Consider the following 17,479-nt stretch of genomic DNA (forward strand, 5'->3'; position numbering starts at 1 on the left):
ATTTTGATAGAGCAGTTAATCGCCTCCCCAGTCACTATGCGGGTGACGGGGTGGGGAGGCTGGCTAAAACCAATGTGTGGAGTAATACAATGAATCAATTGATCGCGATTGATGGCGTAGCTGTACGTCAGGATATCAATGGCCGCTATTGCCTGAATGATTTGCACCGTGCAGCAGGAAGCGAAGGGCGCCAACGTCCGAGCGTCTGGCTGCAGAACAATCAAACCCAAGAGCTTGCGCAAGAAATAAGCAAAGCAGGAATCTCGGCTTTGGAAGTCATCAAAGGGGGGATCAGCCCTGGCGTTTATGTTTGCAAGGAGCTGGTTTACTCATATGCCATGTGGATTAGTCCTGCATTTAGCCTGAAGGTCATCCGCACTTTTGACGCTGCAGCAGTTGGCCCGCATGTTTCACAGACGGCAGATCGCATTCAGGCGGGTATTCTGCTACTTGAGTCAGCATCTCGAATGCTGAACCTTTCAAATTCGTCAAAATTGGGCGCCTATCAGAAGCTGCAGGACTTTGCCGGTATTCCTAACCTGATGCCAACCTATGCCATTGACGCTCCATCTGATTCGGTAGACGGCTCAAGCCGGCCTACGATGTCACTCAGTGCCATTCTTAAGGAACACTCAATCCCTGTCAGTCCCCAAGAAGCTTATCGCCGGCTGGAAGAAATTGGCATTGTTGAGCACCGATCACGTCGAAGCACATCGAGAGTCGCTAAGGGAGGCGTTAAGCAGTTCTGGGCTGTGACAACAAAGGGCCTTGCTTACGGTAAAAACATCACCAACCCAGGCAACCCGCGCGAAACTCAGCCTCATTTCTACGATTCCCGGGCATCAGAACTTATCAAGCTGATGATGACGGCTAAGGCCAGGGCATGAGGGGGTTATTGAAGCCGATCATCGTACGTGAGCTAGGGCAGGTCATCTTAAAGCCAGGCAATGACTTGATGACGATGTTCGGCGATAGGGTGATGGTGGCCACGGTACCGGCTGAGTTTCGCGATATGCCATCTGGTGCGCTGCCGGCGGTTAAGCAGCACTTGGCCAGTGATCCACGTTTCCGCCCATTCTTTCAGCATGAGCGTGTGCTCTCTGCTGCTGGTGGCATCAACAGCCTGGAGAGTTGGCTGGGGCGCCGTAACGAATGCCAGTGGAAGTGCGCCGAGGACGATTATCACGATAAAAACATGGAGACCATGCGTTATGGCACCGGTGCTATTCGTCTGTGCTGGCACCACTCGCATATGTACCGTGATAAGACGATGGATGAGCTATCAGTTACAGCAGAACAAAATATTGCTGATTTTGTGGTGTATCGGGCCAGAATTCACTTCATGTTTGAAGAGAGCCATCAACTGACCTTACCAGAATTGTGCTGGTGGGCCTGGGTGAATGAGGTGATTGATCTGTTGCCTGAGAATGTCGCGGCGGCATCACTGCGTATCAAGCCGACCACAATCCCATCAGGTACCCGGAAAGAGGCCGATATAACACCCAGTCTGGCACCAAGTCAGATGATCGCCGAGATAGCCAAGAAGGCTGCAAAGGTATTGGTAATCGATCCGGAGCCGCCAAAGGCATTATTCAAGATACCGAAGCGTGAACGCTGGACGAGCGAAAAGTTTACACGCTGGGTTAAGTCTCAGCCGTGCGCATGTTGTGGCGGATCGTCTGACGACCCTCATCACATCATTGGTCATGGCCAGGGCGGCATGGCAACCAAGGCACACGATTTTTTTACTATCCCGCTATGCCGGAAACATCACGATGAGTTGCATCGTGACTTGTCACGGTGGGAAGAAGAGTACGGCAGTCAGATCGAAGTGTGGTTCAGGTTTATCGACTACTCGTTATCGGTCGGTGCAATTTCATAAGTGTGGAGTAATAGGCGAGCTGGCATGCGGGCCAGACGTCTGGAGATTAAAGCATGAGAGACATTCAGGCAGTTTTAGAGCGTTGGGGCGGTTGGGCGTCAGGTGATAACAGCGGAGTGGATTACTCTCCAATCGCTGCAGGGTTTAAGGGGCTTATCCCGCAAACAGGTAAATCACGCCTGTCATGCTGCGATGATGATGGGCTGGTCATTGAGGGGTGCATGGCTCAGTTAAAGCGCCGGCGGCCTGATGAGTATCAGCTGGTCGTGCTGCACTACATCTTCAACATGCAGAAAAGAGCTATAGCCAGGTACTTCAAGAAGGATGAGAAGCTGATCAGGATAGGGCTACAGATGGGGGAAAATTTCATTGAAGGGTGTTTGTCGATGCTGGACATTCGACTTGAAATGGACCCAGAGACCGAGCGCGAAAATATTTATGAAAAATCTCTAACGCGGTCCGCAAATTGTGTTTTAGTCTGATAAGAGTGGTTACGCAGTCACGTAGCTTATCCAATCAAAAAACCTCGCATTTGCGGGGTTTTTTATGGAAAAAAACACGTCTGTACGGTAGTCTTACCTTAATGGTAATGGACGAGTATGGTTTTTTTATTAACTAATTGAAAAACCTAAATAAAATGGCTGAATTTGCGTTAATCAATCCACAAATACTTTCCTGGGCAAGAGCGAGAGCTCAAATGTCTGAGGATGCTTTGTCCGCAGGTATTGGGGTTAAAGTAGAAAAAGTAATCAGTTGGGAAGATGGAAACGCAAATCCTACGTTTGCGCAGGCACAAAAATTAGCAAACAAATTGCATATACCGTTTGCATACTTTTTCCTTGCACAACCCCCTGTTGAGCCAATACCTATACCCGACTTGAGAACGATCCGTAACCATGAGCTTCAAAATGCTAGTGTAGATATGCTGGATACCATTCGTTCTGTTATTCGTAAACAAGAATGGTATAAAGATTATCTGATAGATCAGGAGGCACAGCCACTAACGTTCATTGATTCCTTCAATTTCAGAGATCACCCAGTAAATGTAGCTAACGACATACGTAACGTGTTGGGGCTAAATGATCTCAATCCAAGAGGGCTTAATTGGGAAGAGTATCAACGAAAAATTGTGGAATCTGCGGAAGAAGCTGGCATTTTAGTAATGAGAAGTGGGATCGTCGGAAATAATACTCATCGGCCTTTAAATGTTGAAGAGTTTAGAGGGTTTGCTATTAGTGATCCCTATGCACCTGTTGTGTTCATTAATCTAACCGATGCACCTGCAGCTAGATTGTTTACCTTGCTACATGAACTTGCACATCTTTGGATTGGTAAAAGCGGAATATCTACCGCTAGTACTCAGGAAGAACGTAAAGAAGAGCGATTCTGTAATGCAGTTGCTGGTGAGTTCCTTGCATCTGAAAGAGTAATGCATGCTCATTGGGATGTAGAAAAATCTCTCAGCCAAAACGCAGCTGACCTAGCTAAAATGCTCCATGTTAGCCGTTATGTTATTGCTAGAAGAGCATATGATCTTGGCTTTATTGATGTGCATGCTTACAACGAGTACTATCAAGCATTAATGGCAGAGTTTCATGCCAAAGAAGGGGGCGGTGGGAATTTCTATGCCATAGCCCAAAACAAGAATAGTGCGCGGTTTAGTAAAGCCATCCTTAACGAGACACTCAGTGGCAGAGTGTTGTTAAGAGATGCTGGTAGGTTGTTGGGCATAGCCCCGGCAAAACTTAGGAAATATGCAACGGAAATAGGCGCATGACATATCTGATTGATGCCAACGTTTTGATAGAGGCAAAAAACAAATATTATCACATGGATTTTTGTCCTGCATTTTGGGAATGGTTATTGCGTTGCTCAGCGGGTGGGAAAATATTCAGCATAAAAAATGTTTATGATGAATTAATCAGTGGTAATGATGAGCTAAAGGACTGGGCTTTACAGAATCAACCATTGTTTCTGCCCGTTAGTGAAGTAGAAACCCAAAAAAACCTAGCATCTATCGTTCAATATGTTGCTCAACAACAAGCCCAAGTGCCTATGTCTGTTGGTGCAATGGATGAATTTTTACGAGGAGCTGATACATGGTTAATTGCTAAGGCGATGACGATGGGAAGCACAATAGTTACGCATGAGAGACTTGACGTTCGGTGTAAGAAAAAGTTTCTGATTCCTAACATTTGTGCGCAATTTAATGTGCCTTATATTAATACCTTCGACTTACTATTAGCTTTGAATGCATCATTTATCTTAGCTGCATAGCTTATTGGAGCAACAGATTTTATAAAGCCCTGGCCTAATCGCCGGGGTTTTTTCATTTCAGCCCCAGCCAACATCCGACACACACCTGGCACACCCTTTTCGCCGAATCGTTTACGGCTGGTGGCTGAACCCTATTTTCTACAGTGATTACCCTGTGTTGTGTGACCTTTGAGACAACGGTCACCATGTGATGCTTAGCCTCTTAATTGATAATGTTCACTTGCTGTATATGGATACAGTATCAATGACAAGGAGCCTCACATGGCAAATCTGATTATTAGCGAAAACAACGACATTACTTTGACCCCAGAGCAAGCTAAGGCTCTTACTAAAGTTGAAGTTGCAGGGCAGTTTGAAAATGCTGTCCTGCTGAACAAATACCTTGGCCGTATGTCTGTTCCAATGGAACCAGGTACCGAATTCGATGAGGTACTGAACACCGTACCTGCATACTCGCTGGCCATTTCTGTCGAAGGGCGTTGCTTTTCTGGTGTAGGTGCTCCGACGGTATCGGCAGCAGGAGACTCCTGGGAATTCAAGTATCCATTTTACTTGCTCGAAAGTTACGCCGACCAAGTAATTACTCAACATATTCCGGTTGCGCAACCGGCATAACCAAAATAAATCAATCCCGGCTTACGTCGGGATTTTTTCGTTCATTACCCGGTACCGGGACAGAGCCCCGGAAGGGGGAGGTATGAAAATGCCCCACAATGACAATGCCCTCCTTAGTTGGTTGGCGAACCTCTATTCGAACAATGCCAACTGGATAAACGGCATGGTGATTACATCGGCCTTGGCATTTGGGCGCGTCCTTTTCTACGGCGGTAAGATCCGCACAGCTTTGGTGGATGCATTACTCACCGGCCTTATAGCAGTGACTACTGTTCCTGTCCTATCCCCTTTATTAGTTCGGTCCATTGAGTTGCTACCGGGCATGGGTGACGTGCTATCCAAAACCGAGACGATGAAAATTGAGCTGTTCGTGTTCTCTGTACTTGGTGTCATTGGGGCCAGGGTAATCCGAGAGGCTGCGATTTCACTATTGCAGCGTATCAGCGGCTTGAACAGGAAGGGAGTCAGTGATGCAGATAAGTAAAACAGGTATTGAGCTGATTAAGCGCTTCGAGGGTTTAGAACTGAAAGCTTACCAAGACTCGGTTGGCGTCTGGACAATCGGCTATGGCTGGACTCAGCCAGTAGACGGAAAGAAGACTTGCCCCGGCATGGTGATTGACCAGGAAACTGCAGATCGGTTGTTGAAATGCGGCGTTGTTCAGTATGAGCAGGGCGTTAATCAATTGGTGAAGGTGAAAATCACTCAGGGCCAGTTCGATGCGCTGGTGAGCTTTGCTTATAACCTCGGATTGCGTTCGTTAAGCACCTCAACTCTTCTGCAAAAACTGAATGCAGGTGACAAACAGGGGGCTGCTAATGAGTTTGGCCGGTGGGTTAATGCTGGTGGCGTGAAACTGAACGGCTTGGTAACGCGTAGGGCGGCAGAACGTGAGTTGTTTTTGTCATGAACACCTCATTCAGCTTTCGAACAATGGCGATCGGCCTGTTGCTGGTGGCGTTGATTGTTGCTGGCAGGCTGGCGTTCTACTTCTATGGTAACGCGGTAGAGGCTGGCGCGCAGGTTAAGGAGCAGAAAAAGACGCTGGCGCAGCAGTCAGGACTGATTGCCACCATGCAGGAACAGGACGCCCGTAACCGCAAGCTGATGGCAGAGCAACAAAAGAATAATCAGCAACTGCGCCAGCAGGGGGAAACGTACCAGAGGAAATTACGCGATGCACTTAAAAGCGATAAATGTGGCAATAGTCCTATGCCTGCCGCTGCTATTGACCTCCTGCAGCAAAACGCTGTCACCGGCACCGCAACAGGTGGTGCTGCTACCCCCTGAGTTTGTATTCACCCCATGTGAGCATCCAACGCGGCAGGGCAATACGTGGGGCGATGCAGTCAGCTACACGCTGGCACTACAAACTGCTTTGTCAATATGCGCAGGTCAGGTGACCATGCTGAACCAATGGCGAGGAGCTGTAACGAGATAATTATGGGAAGAAAAGGTTCTCCATCACCCGTCTATAAACAAGTAGCAGAGGTAGTTAACATTAGACTTTTGCCTATGTGGTCTTAATGAAAAAGCCATATATGTAAAGCTTGCCTAAGCATGCAAGGAACTATATTGGAGGAGGGCAGTGCGTTAACATCATTAGGATGAAGGCAAAAAACGAGCCAACAAACGAGATGGTCTTGGTCAATGTCTTGCGTGTTGCTTCCTGTTACTGGTCTCGCACGGTTGTTATCTTGACGTAGTCAAGTCGCAAGCCTTCGAATATGCTGCATCGTTTGCCACCCGGTGAAACAGATCGAAAGCTGCTTTGATTAGTACCCTTGTGAAATAAATTACAAAACGTATTATATGTTTACAAACATTTGAAAAAATTCAAAAATAAATGCATCCCTCTGGTATCTTAAAAAATAAACTCAAGGCTTAAGATGGGCAGAAAACTCATAAGAACGATGAAAAGTGAAGTTGTCCAAGATTTTGTTCGCCCCATCTTAGGGGTGAACATTTCAAGAACTCTAGGAGTTCGCCATCGCATCGAAAGTGTGGATGCTGCTGGTAATAACTATGATATCGTCACCGATGACAATGGTATGATCAATGACCTTAGGCAAGGACTATCAGTTTGCCCCCCTCCGAAGGAAAATATGGCTCCTCATCTTTTGAGGTTAAAAAAAACGGAGTATGTTTTCTTTATAAATGAGGATTTTCTTGCAATAAGTGAGCATTTAGAGTATATAGAGGATACGGTGCAACCAGGTCAGGTCGCTAAGCATGGTATCATTGCACCTCGCTATAAGATGCACATTAATGACTATATTTCGTACCTATCAGCCACTCGCGGGTTTTGGGAGGTGCTACATGATGAAATCTCAGATGAAATTGGAACTAAAGACGCGTTTAGAAGACAGCTCGATGCTGAGTCTAAGGGCGTTTATTTCAGAGCAAATCTATAACGGTTTTAGTACTGGGGATGAGATATACCAGAGCCTTTTTGAAATAACCAATGATGATGATTTATCTTCGGAAATTGAAGATAAGGCTGAGTGTCTAATGGATGCGCTATGTGGCTGGTGCTCACCCGATTATCGTTTAGGTGAAGGGAATTACGGACAAATCACAACTGCATAAACGTGATTAATTTCAATGTGTTAATTAAACCACTAGTCTTTACTAGTGGTTTTTTATTTTTAGTCTATCACTCCAATAAGGCTCTCCCGTATGCGACAGAGTGCCTACATCTAATTGCCAATCTGTAAAATTTCAATATATTTTTTATTAGGTGCATCTAACTCCCGGAGCTAAGAATTAATTTGCATATGGCATGGTTTCATTATAACCATTTAGAATAAAAAAGGTTGGCTAAAAACTCAGAATGTCTGAAAATTGCTTAAGCCAATGAAAGAAGTCTATAGAACCTGCCTTGGCAGGTTTTTTTGTGGATAAAAGCCATCACGTAATACCTGCGTTCATTCGCGGAAATTGATAGTAATCCTATTTTACGGGTCCTTCCTGAAGCCCAAAACACCGAGGGGCGGGAGACTCGCGAAAGCCCGCTATTTATGAGCATTTCCAGAGGTTGGTTGTTGTTTAGTTGTCACGAAAAATGAGGCAAGGGGCATGGCTGTTTTACTCAATAAAAAAGACATGGCCACCTCATTGGGAATATCCGTTCAGGCATTTGATAAATGGGGAGTTATCCCTACAGAGAAACGTGGCCGAGAGGTGTTCTACGATGTCCGTTCTGTACTGGAAAATCGTCTGGCTCATCAGGTACGAAAACAACAACCTGACGAAGATAGCGAGGTTGCTGCTGAACAGCGCCTGCAAATCGCCAGGATCCGGTTGACGGAGGCTCAGGCTGAAGCACAGGAATTGAAAAATCAGAAAGGGAAAGGGTTGGTTGTTGAGACTGCATTTTGCACGTTTGCTCTTTCTCGGGTGGCCGGAGAAATTGCCGGTATTTTGGATGGCATACCTTTAACCCTGCAACGGCGCTTCCCTGGTGTCGATCCCCGACACCTGGACTATCTGAAGTCTACGCTGGCAAAAGCCATGAATCGGACCGCCGTTGTGGGGGAACGAGTAGAGGCGTGGATGGATGAATATATCGAACAATCAGCTGACTAATCTGGGACGTGCCATTGCCGATGGTTTGCGTGTGTTGGTACGCCCGGTACCGATGACTGCGGTTGAATGGGCGAACGAATATTATTACTTGCCAAAAGAATCTTCTTATCAGGAAGGCCGTTGGGAAACGCTGCCATTCCAAGTGGCAATTATGAATGCGATGGGAAGCGATGATATTCGGGAGGTGAACCTGATTAAATCTGCGCGTGTCGGCTATTCGAAAATGCTTCTTGGGGTCGTTGCTTATTTCCTTCAGCACAAGCAACGCAACGGGTTGATGTGGCAGCCCACGGATGGCGATGCTGAAAATTTTATGAAATCACATGTCGAACCCACGATACGCGATGTACCCAGCTTATTGGCAATGGCGCCATGGTTTGGGAAGAAGAATCGGGACAACACACTTTCAATGAAGCGGTTTTCGAATGGAAGGGGCTTTTGGTGTTTAGGGGGAAAAGCGGCGAAAAACTATCGTGAAAAATCAGTCGATTTTGTTTCCTATGATGAGCTGGCTGCTTTTGATGAGGACATTGAAAAGGAAGGTTCTCCAACGTTCCTGGGTGATAAACGCATAGAAGGTGCAGTTTGGCCAAAGTCTATTCGAGGTTCGACACCAAAAATTCGGGGTATGTGTCAGATTGAACGCGCGGCAGGTGAGTCGGGGCATTTCATGCGTTTTTACGTTAAATGCCCACATTGCGGTTCGGAGCAATTTCTCAAATTTGGCGATCGGGAGACGCCTTATGGATTTAAGTGGGAGAGTGGAAAACCAGAGACGGTCTTTTACCTTTGCGAATTCAATGCGTGTGTCATTCAACAAAGTGAAATGAGTTTGGTGGGCGGACGATACATCTGTGCGGTATCTGGGGAGTACACAGTGGATGGATTACAGTGGTTTGACTCCAAGGGAGTGGAAATTCCCCCACCAGAATCAGTCTCTTTTCATATCTGGACGGCATACAGCCCGTTTACGACCTGGGTACAAATCGTTAAGGACTTTAGAAAGACGAAGGGCGACCCGGGCAAGCTGAAAACGTTCACCAACACGACGCTTGGCGAAACTTGGGCCGAGGAAGTGGGGGAGCGGCCGTTACCTGAAACCTTGCTCGAGCTGGCCGAACATTACCGGGCAGAAGTGCCTGAACGTGTGGTTTACCTCACTGCCGGCATTGACTCACAGCTTGACCGTTACGAAATGCGTGTTTGGGGCTGGGCGCCGGGAGAAGAAGCATTCCTGATCGACCGCGTGATTATCATGGGTCGGCACGATGAAGAGGAAACGTTGCTGCGTGTTGATGAGGCCATCAACAAACAGTACCAACTTGCCGACGGCACTATCATGACCATTGGCCGTGTTTGCTGGGACTCTGGCGGTATCGACCCGGCGATTGTTTATAACCGCTCGAAAAGGCTGGGCCTCTTCCGGGTAATACCTATCAAGGGGGCCAGCGTTTATGGAAAGCCTGTGGCCAACATGCCGCGCAAGAAAAACAGCCACGGCGTTTTTCTGACAGAAATCGGCACTGACGTCGCCAAAGAAGTCATTTACAGCCGCTACAAACTAGAACGCTCCGCTGATGGTTCCCCCGTTCCTGGGCTTATCCACTACCCGAATAATCCGGCGGTTTTCGACCTGGCCGAAGCCGAGCAGATGACGGCAGAGGAACTCATAGAAAAATATGAGAAAGGGAAAATTAAATTGCTCTGGGACGCCAAAAAACGCCGAAACGAGGCCCTCGACTGTTTTGTTTATGCCCTGGCGGCTTTGCGTATCAGCGTTTCGCGCTGGCAGCTGGATTTGGATGTGTTACTGGCCAGCCGCCAACAATCACCGTCCGGCCAGCAGGCCAGAAATAATAATGACTTGGCCGCCCTGGCGGCTCAATTGGGAGGATAACGTGGCGACACTGGCACAATTGGAAGAAGCCCGAAAAGCCTTACACGAACTGCTAACGGGTAAACGTGTGGCATCGATTCAAAAAGACGGGCGCGCCGTGACATTCACCTCCGCCACGTTAAACGAGCTGCGCGCCTATATCTCTGATTTAGAGGTTCAACTGGGGTTAGCCAGTCGGCGTCGAGGTCCGGCGAGGTTCGGGGTATGAATAAAAATCAAACCTTACTTGGCCCGGATGGCGCGACGCCGCTGCGTGAGTACGCCGGTTATACCGGTGGCGGTGTGGGCTTTGGTGGCCAAATTGCCGGCTGGCAACCGTCTTCACAAAGCGTAGACGCCGCATTACTGCCGCAATTTGAACGGGGGAACGCCCGGGCTGATGACCTGGTACGAAATAACGGCTATGCAGCCAATGGTGTGCAGTTGCACCAGGATCATATTGTCGGCTCATTCTTTCGCCTTAGCTATCGACCAAACTGGCGATATCTCGGTATCGCTGAGGAAGAATCCCGGGCGTTTTCTGACGAGATAGAGGCGGCCTGGCGAGAGTACGCAGAGGACCCTGATTGTTGCCTGGACGTGGAGCGCAAACGTACCTTTACGATGATGATCCGTGAAGGCGTGGCCATGCACGCGTTTAACGGGGAGGTCTTTACCCAGCCTTGCTGGGATCGTGCTCCGCATCGACTGTTTCGCACCCAGTTTAAAATGGTCAGCCCCAAACGTATCCGAAACGCGCCCGGAGTGCTCGACAGCCAAACGCAGCGCGCCGGTGTTTCACTGGACAAATATGGCGCAGCCATTGGCTACAACGTGGTGGATGACAGCTATCCGAGCTGGGGCACCCGCCGTGTTTCTTATGTGCCCCGTGAGCTGGCAAATGGTCGGCCGGCGATGATCCACATTTTTGAACCCCTGGAGGATGGCCAGACACGTGGAGCCAACCGGTTTTACAGCGTGATGGAGCAGATGAAGATGCTCGATACGCTGCAGAACACACAGCTGCAGAGTGCGATCGTTAAGGCGATGTATGCTGCAACCATTGAGTCTGAACTGGATACTGAAAAGGCGTTTGATTACATCCTGGGGGCGGGGAACGCTAAAGGCCAAGAACCACCGATGAATAAACTCCTGGAACAATACCTGATTTATTACCAGTCCGCGCAAGTGAAGTTTGGTGGCGCCAAGGTCCCGCATCTGTTCCCAGGGGACAAACTTGAACTGAAAGCCGCGCAAAACGCGGATAACGGCTATTCAGTCTTTGAACAGTCGCTGCTCAGATATATCGCTGCCGGTCTGGGGGTGTCCTATGAACAGCTTTCCCGCGATTATTCGCAGGTGAGTTACTCCAGTGCCCGGGCATCGGCTAACGAATCCTGGCGTTACTTCCTTGGGCGCCGCAAGTTTATTGCGTCACGCCAGGCGAGCATGATGTTTTCCTGCTGGCTGGAAGAAGCATTGATCCGTGGGGTGGTAAAAATGCCGTCCCGCGCACGTTTCTCATTCAGTGAGGCGCGATGTGCCTGGAGTAATTCAGAATGGATCGGCGCCGGCCGCATGGCCATTGATGGCCTGAAAGAGGTGCAGGAGTCCGTCATGCTGATTGAGGCGGGTTTAAGTACCTTTGAAAAGGAATGCGGCAAGCTGGGCGAAGACTATCAGGAGATTTTCCGGCAGCAGGTGCGGGAGGCAGAAGAACGCAAGGCAGCCGGCTTAACACAGCCTGCGTGGGTGGTTGCAGCTTTTCAGGCTCAGCTGCAGAACTCAACACAAAACGAGGGAGGTCAGCGTGGATCAAGCGCGTAACTTGCCCCATATCGCCAGTATGGCACTCAATGAGCCGCTTTTATTAGAACCCGCCTACGCGCGGGTTTTCTTTTGCGCGTTGGGTAACGAGCTGGGTGTGGGGCGCCTGATTGATGGCACAACAAATACGGTCTTATCACCGCCGCAAATGACTGAATTAGCCGCGTCCTATGGTCCCGGACGAGTGACTATCTCGGATAACGGCTATGACATCCAGGACCGGATCGCCATTGTCCCGATATCGGGGACGTTGGTCAGCAAGTCCGCCACTTTGCGTCCGTATTCTGGCATGACCGGCTACAACGGGATTGTTTCCAGGATAACAGCGGCAATTAACGATCCCGACGTTGACGGGATTTTGCTCGATATGGACACCCCGGGAGGGATGGTCGCCGGCGGATTTGATGCGGCCGATATTATCGCCCGTCTGCGTAGTCAAAAGCCGATCTGGTCATTGGCCAACGATATGAACTGCAGCGCCGGCCAGTTGCTGGCCAGCGCGTGCTCTCGGCGCTTAGTCACGCAGACAGCCAAAGCCGGCTCTATCGGTGTGTTGATGGCCCACAGTAATTACGCCGGCAATCTGGAGCAAGCCGGGGTTGATATCACCCTGATTTTTGCCGGTGCTCACAAGGTGGACGGGAACCCGTGGGAAGCCTTGCCAAAGGAAGTTCGGGCAACATTTCAGGCAAAAATGAACGCCATCCGACAAGCCTTTGCGGAAAAAGTATCGGGCTATACCGGTATTTCTGTTCAGGCGGTGCTCGATACCGAAGCGGCCGTGTATACCGGCCAGGAATCGATAGACGCAGGTCTGTCTGATGAACTGGTTATTAACACCGATGCATTAGCGGTCATGCGTGAGGCTATCAGTAACTCAAAAGTAACCCGGTCTATAGGAGGCCAAATGTCAGTAAATCAAACCCAAACCGTAGCGGATACGCCAACTGGATCGGAAGTGGCCACAGCACAAACGGCAGCGGCTCAGCCCGCAGGAAGTGTAACAGCGGCCGTTAATGATGCCATTCAGGCCGAAAATGCCCGCATCATGGGGATTTTAGATTGTGATGAGGCCAAAGGCCGTGGCGCCTCCGCGCGCGCCCTCGCAGCCACGCCAGGTATGACGGTAGAAAATGCCCAGCGCATTCTTGCCAGTATGCCGGAAAGCGCTCAGGTCCGGACTGAAACGGGACTTGATCGCCTGATGGCCGATTCTCCCGAAGCCCTGGGACAAGGGGCAGCGGCAAAGGCCGAAGAAAACGACTTAATGAACACCCCGGTGTAAGGAATCCCAGTATGGTAAATCAAGAAGAGTTTAAGCATGTTCAGCCCCTTGGTGGCAGCGATGCGGCACATACCGCGATCGGCATTAGTGGTCTTGCTGCGGCAACGCCGGCACTCACCCCGCTAATGTTGAAAGAAGACACTAACAAGCTGGTGGCATGGGACGGGGCAAAAGCCGGGACGGCCGTTGCTATTTTGGCGCTGGCCATCGATGGCCCTCAACCGAAAATCACATACTACAAATCCGGTACATTCCGTGTTGAGGATGTGCAATGGCCAGAAGCAGCGGCCACTGATGAACTGAAATTTAACGCCTTTGCCGGTACGGCTATCAGCGTTAACTAATAGCTCCCGATCACCACTTTATAACCGCGCCTGGCGCGGTTTTTTTATGAGGAAAACTCATGTCGCAATCCATGTACTCGACGAGCAAATTGATCGCCGTCACTGAGACAAAATTCAAGTTTGACCCGCTGTTTCTGCGTGTTTTCTACCGTGAAAGCTACGAATTTGATACTGAAACCGTAGACCTGGCCAAGATCCCCGGAGAGGTCGCAATGGCGGTTTATATCTCTCCAACGGTTGAGGGTAAAGTGCTGCGTTCGCGTGGCGGCCTGACCACGCAATTTAAGCCGGGTTACGTTAAGCCAAAGCACGAAGTTAACCCGCAAATGGTGCTGCGTCGTCTGCCAGATGAAGATCCGGAGCAGTTGAAAGACCCCGCTTATCGTCGTAATCGCATCATCCTGCAGAACCTGAAAGATGAAGAGTTGGCTATCGCCCAGGTTGAAGAAAAACAGGCTGTCGATGCTGTGATCAGTGGCAAATACATCATGACCGGCGAAGAGTTCGAAGAGGTCGAAGTAGACCTGCAGCGCGACCCGGCCAACAACATCACGCAGGCTGGCGCCGGTCGCTGGTCTACCCAGGACAAGGAAACCTACGACCCAACCGGAGATCTGGAGGAGTACGCGCTCAATGCGTCCGGGATTGTCAATCTGGTTGTGATGGACTCAAAAGCCTGGTCCCTCTTCCAGTCTTTCAAAGCTGTGCAGAAAAAGCTCGATACCCGCCGGGGATCTGTGGCTTACCTGGAAACCGCGTTGAAGGATTTGGGTAAAGCGGTGTCGGTTAAGGGCATGTATGGCGATGTGGCCATCGTGGTTTACGTTGGCCAGTATATCGACCCTAAGACCCAGAAAAAAACCAACTACATGCCTGAAAACACCTTTGTTATGGGTAATAACGAGGCGCGGGGCATCCGTACTTATGGCGCCATCCAGGATATTGAGGCATTAGCCGAGGGCATTACCAAAGCCCGCCGTTACCCGAAAAACTGGGTTCAGAAAGGCGATCCGGCGCGTGAATACACCATGACGCAAACCGCGCCGCTGATGCTATTGGCTGATGCTAATGAATTTGTGGTGGTGAAAGTCGCTTAACCCATCCCGTAGGGGCTACGGCCCCTTTTCCCCTGTTTCATAGAGAGAGCACAATGGCTAATAAAGACGAGTTGATCGCCAAACTGGGCGAGCTGGGCAAGGTGTTGGGCCGTGAGCTGAGCACTGAAGGGACTATCGCAGATTTGCAACTGCGTATCCGCGAAGCCGAAGAGGAAATCGAGGCTCTGGAGGAAGACGGCGACAGTACAGACGGTGGCACCGGTGGGGCGTCTGGTTCCGGTCCGTTGCTGCAGACGACCACTGAACAACGCCAGCCAATGGCGCCAAAATCAGAAGGCGATATCGAGTGGGTAATGGTCCGCGTGCTGACGACGTTGCACATCAACGCATTGCATGAAACGCGTAATCAACCGGTGAAAATGGCGTATGCCGGCGATACGGTCCGCGTGCTGGCCTCGGACGTGGACGAGCTGGAAGACGCTGGCCACGTGACAGAGCTTTAAGGGGGCGGCATGGATGGGTTCGATAACCTTTTTGATGAGGCCCTTTTCGATGCTGACAGCCGAATTATTGAGGTGATGGGGCGGGAAATGGTGGTGTCCATCAATGGTGCGCCGACGCCTGCCCGTGCCGTTTTCGATGAGCCTGCCGCTGATACCTCCCTGCCTTATGGTGCCGCAACGGTTCAGGACGTCGCCCCTCGGCTATTTGTTAAAACGGCGCTGATTGCAGGCCTGAAACCTAAAGATCGGGTGGAGATTGGCGCGGAGGCCTTTTGGGTGGTGAAAGTCGGCCCCGACGACACAGGAACCTGTGTTGTTACATTGGCGCGCGGAGTGCCAGGGAAGCACGCGCCGGCGATCGACAAATGGAGTAAATGATATGGCCCGAGCAAGCAGGTTAAGGCGAGATTTACCCTTTGATATCGATCTGCAGGTACTGCAGCGGATCGCAATTTCTGCCGGCGCCAACCATACGCAATACATGCGCGCGTATAGCAGGGCCTTAAATCGCACTATGACGACGCTAAAAAAACGCGTTGTTGGGGATATGAAAGCCGGCATAGCGCCCCGTAACTTATCCCTTATTCGTAAGCGTCTGTTGTCGTTTCGCTTAACCCGTGGCGCGCAGCTGGATGAGGGGAAATTGTGGTTTGGTCTGAATGCAATCAAGGTTAAGGATCTCAAAGGCCGAGTTAAGGGCCGGCTCCGCCCCCACCATGACCGCAGGGACCCCCAGACAGGGCGATTTATTGCCGCCAGGCGTAGGGCATCGGCGGAAGTCGGTTTTGAGCCTAAAGGCGAATTGCTGACGGCTAAAACTTTCACTGATGGCGAGGTGGGCCGAACGCGTGCCGGTCGGCGAACGGTATTAATTCGTGACCCGCAAACCCGCCGCGCGAAAGAGGCTGAGGTCGATATTTACGCCCCGATGCTGGACTACATCGAGGACAACGCCTTTTCAGATGTTTCGCGAATTTTCTTCCATCACTTTGAAACGGATTTAAAAGGCCGCGTGAAGATGCGGATCAACGTGTGAGGGACGTATGCCAACACCGATTTTAATGGCCAGCTATCACGATGCGATATTGTCTGCGCTGCGCGAAATTGCGTGGGTAGTCAATGCTGACGATTACCCGGAAGTGGTCACGCAGTTGGAAACGCCGGCGGTGTATTTGTCTATCGCCGGCTGGGAGAATTCTCCCGGCTCTGATGGTCAGTTGCGCGTTGAATTTGAGCACGATCTCTTTGTTGTTGTGGACCGCTCAGCGACGGCCGACATTTCAAAACCTCAGATTTATATTCGCACGGCTGCAGCTGACCTTAGCCAATGGATAGAGGGTAAAACGTTTGGGCTTGAAGGGCTGGAGCCGGCGGAGTTTGTCAGAGCCGGGCCTGATGATTTTGATGTGGCGATGGATGATTACATCGTCTGGCGGATCACCTTCACCCAGGTGGCCGCGATGGGTGAAGATCCGTTTGAATCGAAAGCTGGCCCGCTGAAAAAGGTATTTTTGGGCAAGGCCCCGAATATCGGCAGTGCGCACGTTGACGATTACAGGCTTATCTACGAGAAAAAAGAGGGCGCCGGCGATGAGTGATGACGCGTTATCAGACCTGCAGCGCCGGGTTGCCAATATGGTCCGCCGGGGGATTATTCATTCGGTAAAACATGGCAAACAACCGTTTTGCCGGGTGGATATTGGCGATAACGTCACAACCTGGCTCCCGATGTGCCAGGGGTTCGCCGGCGCCCATCGCAGCGATTCAAACCCGTGCGCAGTCGGGGACCCTGTGACCGTGTTATCTGAAGCCGGCGAACTGAATAACGGCCGGGTTTTCCCTGGCTGGAATACGGGCGCTATGCCGGCGCCAGAAGGCAGCGACGCGGAGCACATCACCCGATACAGCGACGGCGCAGAATTCCGCTACAACCGCGAAGAACACGCCTTTACGCTGACACTGCCGGAGGGCGGCACCTATGAAATTATCGGTAAAGGGACGTTACGCGGGCCAGTTACGATAACGGAAACACTTACCGTACAGGGTGAAAGTTTCCTGCAGGCGAAGACGACAGTCACTGGCGACCTGTCCGCCACGGGAGAAATCTCCGACGGCAAAAGCTCTCTGGACCGGATCCGGGAAATTTTCAACGACCATACACATCCCGATCCGCATGGCGGGGACACCGATAAACCGAACAACCAAATGTAACCCGCTCCGGCG

22 protein-coding genes are annotated in these 17,479 nt (G+C 50.4%); all 22 read left to right on the forward strand.

Features of this window, described 5'->3' with window-relative positions; genetic code table 11:
* Window positions 1-89: 89 nt before the first annotated feature.
* Complete coding sequence (locus M2406_RS04165; RefSeq protein ID WP_259189931.1) at window positions 90-887, forward strand: KilA-N domain-containing protein; 798 nt, start codon at window positions 90-92, stop codon at window positions 885-887.
* On the forward strand, window positions 884-1,882 hold the full coding sequence (locus tag M2406_RS04170; protein ID WP_259188818.1) for a DUF968 domain-containing protein: 999 nt from the start codon (window positions 884-886) through the stop codon (window positions 1,880-1,882). Before M2406_RS04165 ends, M2406_RS04170 begins: the two co-directional genes overlap by 4 nt.
* Before the next feature lie 53 nt (window positions 1,883-1,935).
* Window positions 1,936-2,364 carry an antiterminator Q family protein gene (locus M2406_RS04175; RefSeq protein ID WP_259188819.1) on the forward strand — a complete coding sequence of 143 codons (429 nt, stop codon included), beginning with the start codon at window positions 1,936-1,938 and terminating at the stop codon, window positions 2,362-2,364.
* 155 nt (window positions 2,365-2,519) lie between these two features.
* Window positions 2,520-3,659 carry an XRE family transcriptional regulator gene (locus M2406_RS04180; protein ID WP_259188820.1) on the forward strand — a complete coding sequence of 380 codons (1,140 nt, stop codon included), beginning with the start codon at window positions 2,520-2,522 and terminating at the stop codon, window positions 3,657-3,659.
* Window positions 3,656-4,159, forward strand: a complete 504-nt coding sequence (locus M2406_RS04185) for a DUF4411 family protein (RefSeq protein WP_259188821.1) — start codon at window positions 3,656-3,658, stop codon at window positions 4,157-4,159. The genes M2406_RS04180 and M2406_RS04185 overlap by 4 nt, the downstream gene beginning before the upstream one ends.
* Before the next feature lie 261 nt (window positions 4,160-4,420).
* On the forward strand, window positions 4,421-4,774 hold the full coding sequence (locus M2406_RS04190) for a hypothetical protein (RefSeq protein ID WP_122078771.1): 354 nt from the start codon (window positions 4,421-4,423) through the stop codon (window positions 4,772-4,774).
* A gap of 82 nt (window positions 4,775-4,856) precedes the next feature.
* On the forward strand, window positions 4,857-5,258 hold the full coding sequence (locus M2406_RS04195) for a phage holin family protein (RefSeq protein WP_234529364.1): 402 nt from the start codon (window positions 4,857-4,859) through the stop codon (window positions 5,256-5,258).
* Window positions 5,245-5,685, forward strand: coding sequence for a lysozyme (locus M2406_RS04200; RefSeq protein ID WP_259188830.1), 441 nt, complete (start codon window positions 5,245-5,247; stop codon window positions 5,683-5,685). The genes M2406_RS04195 and M2406_RS04200 overlap by 14 nt, the downstream gene beginning before the upstream one ends.
* Window positions 5,682-6,065 carry a DUF2570 domain-containing protein gene (locus M2406_RS04205; RefSeq protein WP_259188831.1) on the forward strand — a complete coding sequence of 128 codons (384 nt, stop codon included), beginning with the start codon at window positions 5,682-5,684 and terminating at the stop codon, window positions 6,063-6,065. Before M2406_RS04200 ends, M2406_RS04205 begins: the two co-directional genes overlap by 4 nt.
* A 623-nt stretch (window positions 6,066-6,688) precedes the next feature.
* Window positions 6,689-7,189 (forward strand): hypothetical protein, encoded by a 501-nt coding sequence (locus tag M2406_RS04210; RefSeq protein ID WP_259188832.1) that lies wholly within the window; start codon window positions 6,689-6,691, stop codon window positions 7,187-7,189.
* Between the two features lie 664 nt (window positions 7,190-7,853).
* Entirely contained in the window at window positions 7,854-8,363 is a 510-nt protein-coding gene (locus M2406_RS04215) for a terminase small subunit (protein WP_044550069.1), read from the forward strand.
* Entirely contained in the window at window positions 8,335-10,260 is a 1,926-nt protein-coding gene (locus M2406_RS04220; protein WP_259188835.1) for a phage terminase large subunit family protein, read from the forward strand. Before M2406_RS04215 ends, M2406_RS04220 begins: the two co-directional genes overlap by 29 nt.
* 1 nt (window position 10,261) lies before the next feature.
* Window positions 10,262-10,468 (forward strand): phage head-tail joining protein, encoded by a 207-nt coding sequence (locus tag M2406_RS04225; protein WP_233500887.1) that lies wholly within the window; start codon window positions 10,262-10,264, stop codon window positions 10,466-10,468.
* On the forward strand, window positions 10,465-12,066 hold the full coding sequence (locus M2406_RS04230) for a phage portal protein (protein WP_259188839.1): 1,602 nt from the start codon (window positions 10,465-10,467) through the stop codon (window positions 12,064-12,066). Before M2406_RS04225 ends, M2406_RS04230 begins: the two co-directional genes overlap by 4 nt.
* A 19-nt stretch (window positions 12,067-12,085) precedes the next feature.
* On the forward strand, window positions 12,086-13,351 hold the full coding sequence (locus tag M2406_RS04235; protein WP_259189932.1) for a S49 family peptidase: 1,266 nt from the start codon (window positions 12,086-12,088) through the stop codon (window positions 13,349-13,351).
* Between the two features lie 11 nt (window positions 13,352-13,362).
* On the forward strand, window positions 13,363-13,695 hold the full coding sequence (locus M2406_RS04240) for a head decoration protein (protein WP_259188840.1): 333 nt from the start codon (window positions 13,363-13,365) through the stop codon (window positions 13,693-13,695).
* A gap of 59 nt (window positions 13,696-13,754) precedes the next feature.
* Window positions 13,755-14,792, forward strand: a complete 1,038-nt coding sequence (locus M2406_RS04245; RefSeq protein ID WP_259188842.1) for a major capsid protein — start codon at window positions 13,755-13,757, stop codon at window positions 14,790-14,792.
* Between the two features lie 53 nt (window positions 14,793-14,845).
* Complete coding sequence (gpFI, locus tag M2406_RS04250) at window positions 14,846-15,256, forward strand: DNA-packaging protein FI (RefSeq protein WP_259188844.1); 411 nt, start codon at window positions 14,846-14,848, stop codon at window positions 15,254-15,256.
* A gap of 9 nt (window positions 15,257-15,265) precedes the next feature.
* The gene (locus M2406_RS04255; protein WP_259188845.1) at window positions 15,266-15,634 is read left to right on the forward strand and encodes a head-tail joining protein; all 369 of its coding nucleotides are present in this window, start codon (window positions 15,266-15,268) and stop codon (window positions 15,632-15,634) included.
* Window position 15,635: 1 nt separating this feature from the next.
* Entirely contained in the window at window positions 15,636-16,292 is a 657-nt protein-coding gene (locus M2406_RS04260) for a hypothetical protein (RefSeq protein ID WP_259188846.1), read from the forward strand.
* 7 nt (window positions 16,293-16,299) lie between these two features.
* Window positions 16,300-16,854 carry a hypothetical protein gene (locus M2406_RS04265; RefSeq protein ID WP_259188847.1) on the forward strand — a complete coding sequence of 185 codons (555 nt, stop codon included), beginning with the start codon at window positions 16,300-16,302 and terminating at the stop codon, window positions 16,852-16,854.
* On the forward strand, window positions 16,847-17,467 hold the full coding sequence (locus M2406_RS04270; RefSeq protein WP_259188848.1) for a phage baseplate assembly protein V: 621 nt from the start codon (window positions 16,847-16,849) through the stop codon (window positions 17,465-17,467). Before M2406_RS04265 ends, M2406_RS04270 begins: the two co-directional genes overlap by 8 nt.
* Window positions 17,468-17,479 lie beyond the last annotated feature (12 nt).

The organism is Serratia sp. BIGb0163 (assembly GCF_024809935.1).
In the GTDB taxonomy this organism is placed as follows: domain Bacteria; phylum Pseudomonadota; class Gammaproteobacteria; order Enterobacterales; family Enterobacteriaceae; genus Serratia; species Serratia quinivorans.

Excerpts from the sequence above, each read along its gene's own strand:
- M2406_RS04245 (WP_259188842.1), top strand. The coding sequence starts at position 13,755 with ATGTCGCAATCCATGTACTCGACGAGCAAATTGATCGCCGTCACTGAG.
- M2406_RS04215 (WP_044550069.1), top strand. The coding sequence starts at position 7,854 with ATGGCTGTTTTACTCAATAAAAAAGACATGGCCACCTCATTGGGAATA.
- M2406_RS04190 (WP_122078771.1), top strand. The coding sequence starts at position 4,421 with ATGGCAAATCTGATTATTAGCGAAAACAACGACATTACTTTGACCCCA.
- M2406_RS04210 (WP_259188832.1), top strand. The coding sequence starts at position 6,689 with ATGAAAAGTGAAGTTGTCCAAGATTTTGTTCGCCCCATCTTAGGGGTG.
- M2406_RS04265 (WP_259188847.1), top strand. The coding sequence starts at position 16,300 with ATGCCAACACCGATTTTAATGGCCAGCTATCACGATGCGATATTGTCT.
- M2406_RS04220 (WP_259188835.1), top strand. The coding sequence starts at position 8,335 with ATGAATATATCGAACAATCAGCTGACTAATCTGGGACGTGCCATTGCC.
- M2406_RS04200 (WP_259188830.1), top strand. The coding sequence starts at position 5,245 with ATGCAGATAAGTAAAACAGGTATTGAGCTGATTAAGCGCTTCGAGGGT.
- M2406_RS04270 (WP_259188848.1), top strand. The coding sequence starts at position 16,847 with ATGAGTGATGACGCGTTATCAGACCTGCAGCGCCGGGTTGCCAATATG.
- M2406_RS04175 (WP_259188819.1), top strand. The coding sequence starts at position 1,936 with ATGAGAGACATTCAGGCAGTTTTAGAGCGTTGGGGCGGTTGGGCGTCA.
- M2406_RS04255 (WP_259188845.1), top strand. The coding sequence starts at position 15,266 with ATGGATGGGTTCGATAACCTTTTTGATGAGGCCCTTTTCGATGCTGAC.
- M2406_RS04195 (WP_234529364.1), top strand. The coding sequence starts at position 4,857 with ATGAAAATGCCCCACAATGACAATGCCCTCCTTAGTTGGTTGGCGAAC.
- M2406_RS04165 (WP_259189931.1), top strand. The coding sequence starts at position 90 with ATGAATCAATTGATCGCGATTGATGGCGTAGCTGTACGTCAGGATATC.
- M2406_RS04240 (WP_259188840.1), top strand. The coding sequence starts at position 13,363 with ATGGTAAATCAAGAAGAGTTTAAGCATGTTCAGCCCCTTGGTGGCAGC.
- M2406_RS04180 (WP_259188820.1), top strand. The coding sequence starts at position 2,520 with ATGGCTGAATTTGCGTTAATCAATCCACAAATACTTTCCTGGGCAAGA.
- M2406_RS04260 (WP_259188846.1), top strand. The coding sequence starts at position 15,636 with ATGGCCCGAGCAAGCAGGTTAAGGCGAGATTTACCCTTTGATATCGAT.
- M2406_RS04235 (WP_259189932.1), top strand. The coding sequence starts at position 12,086 with ATGGCACTCAATGAGCCGCTTTTATTAGAACCCGCCTACGCGCGGGTT.
- M2406_RS04170 (WP_259188818.1), top strand. The coding sequence starts at position 884 with ATGAGGGGGTTATTGAAGCCGATCATCGTACGTGAGCTAGGGCAGGTC.
- M2406_RS04230 (WP_259188839.1), top strand. The coding sequence starts at position 10,465 with ATGAATAAAAATCAAACCTTACTTGGCCCGGATGGCGCGACGCCGCTG.
- M2406_RS04205 (WP_259188831.1), top strand. The coding sequence starts at position 5,682 with ATGAACACCTCATTCAGCTTTCGAACAATGGCGATCGGCCTGTTGCTG.
- M2406_RS04185 (WP_259188821.1), top strand. The coding sequence starts at position 3,656 with ATGACATATCTGATTGATGCCAACGTTTTGATAGAGGCAAAAAACAAA.
- gpFI (WP_259188844.1), top strand. The coding sequence starts at position 14,846 with ATGGCTAATAAAGACGAGTTGATCGCCAAACTGGGCGAGCTGGGCAAG.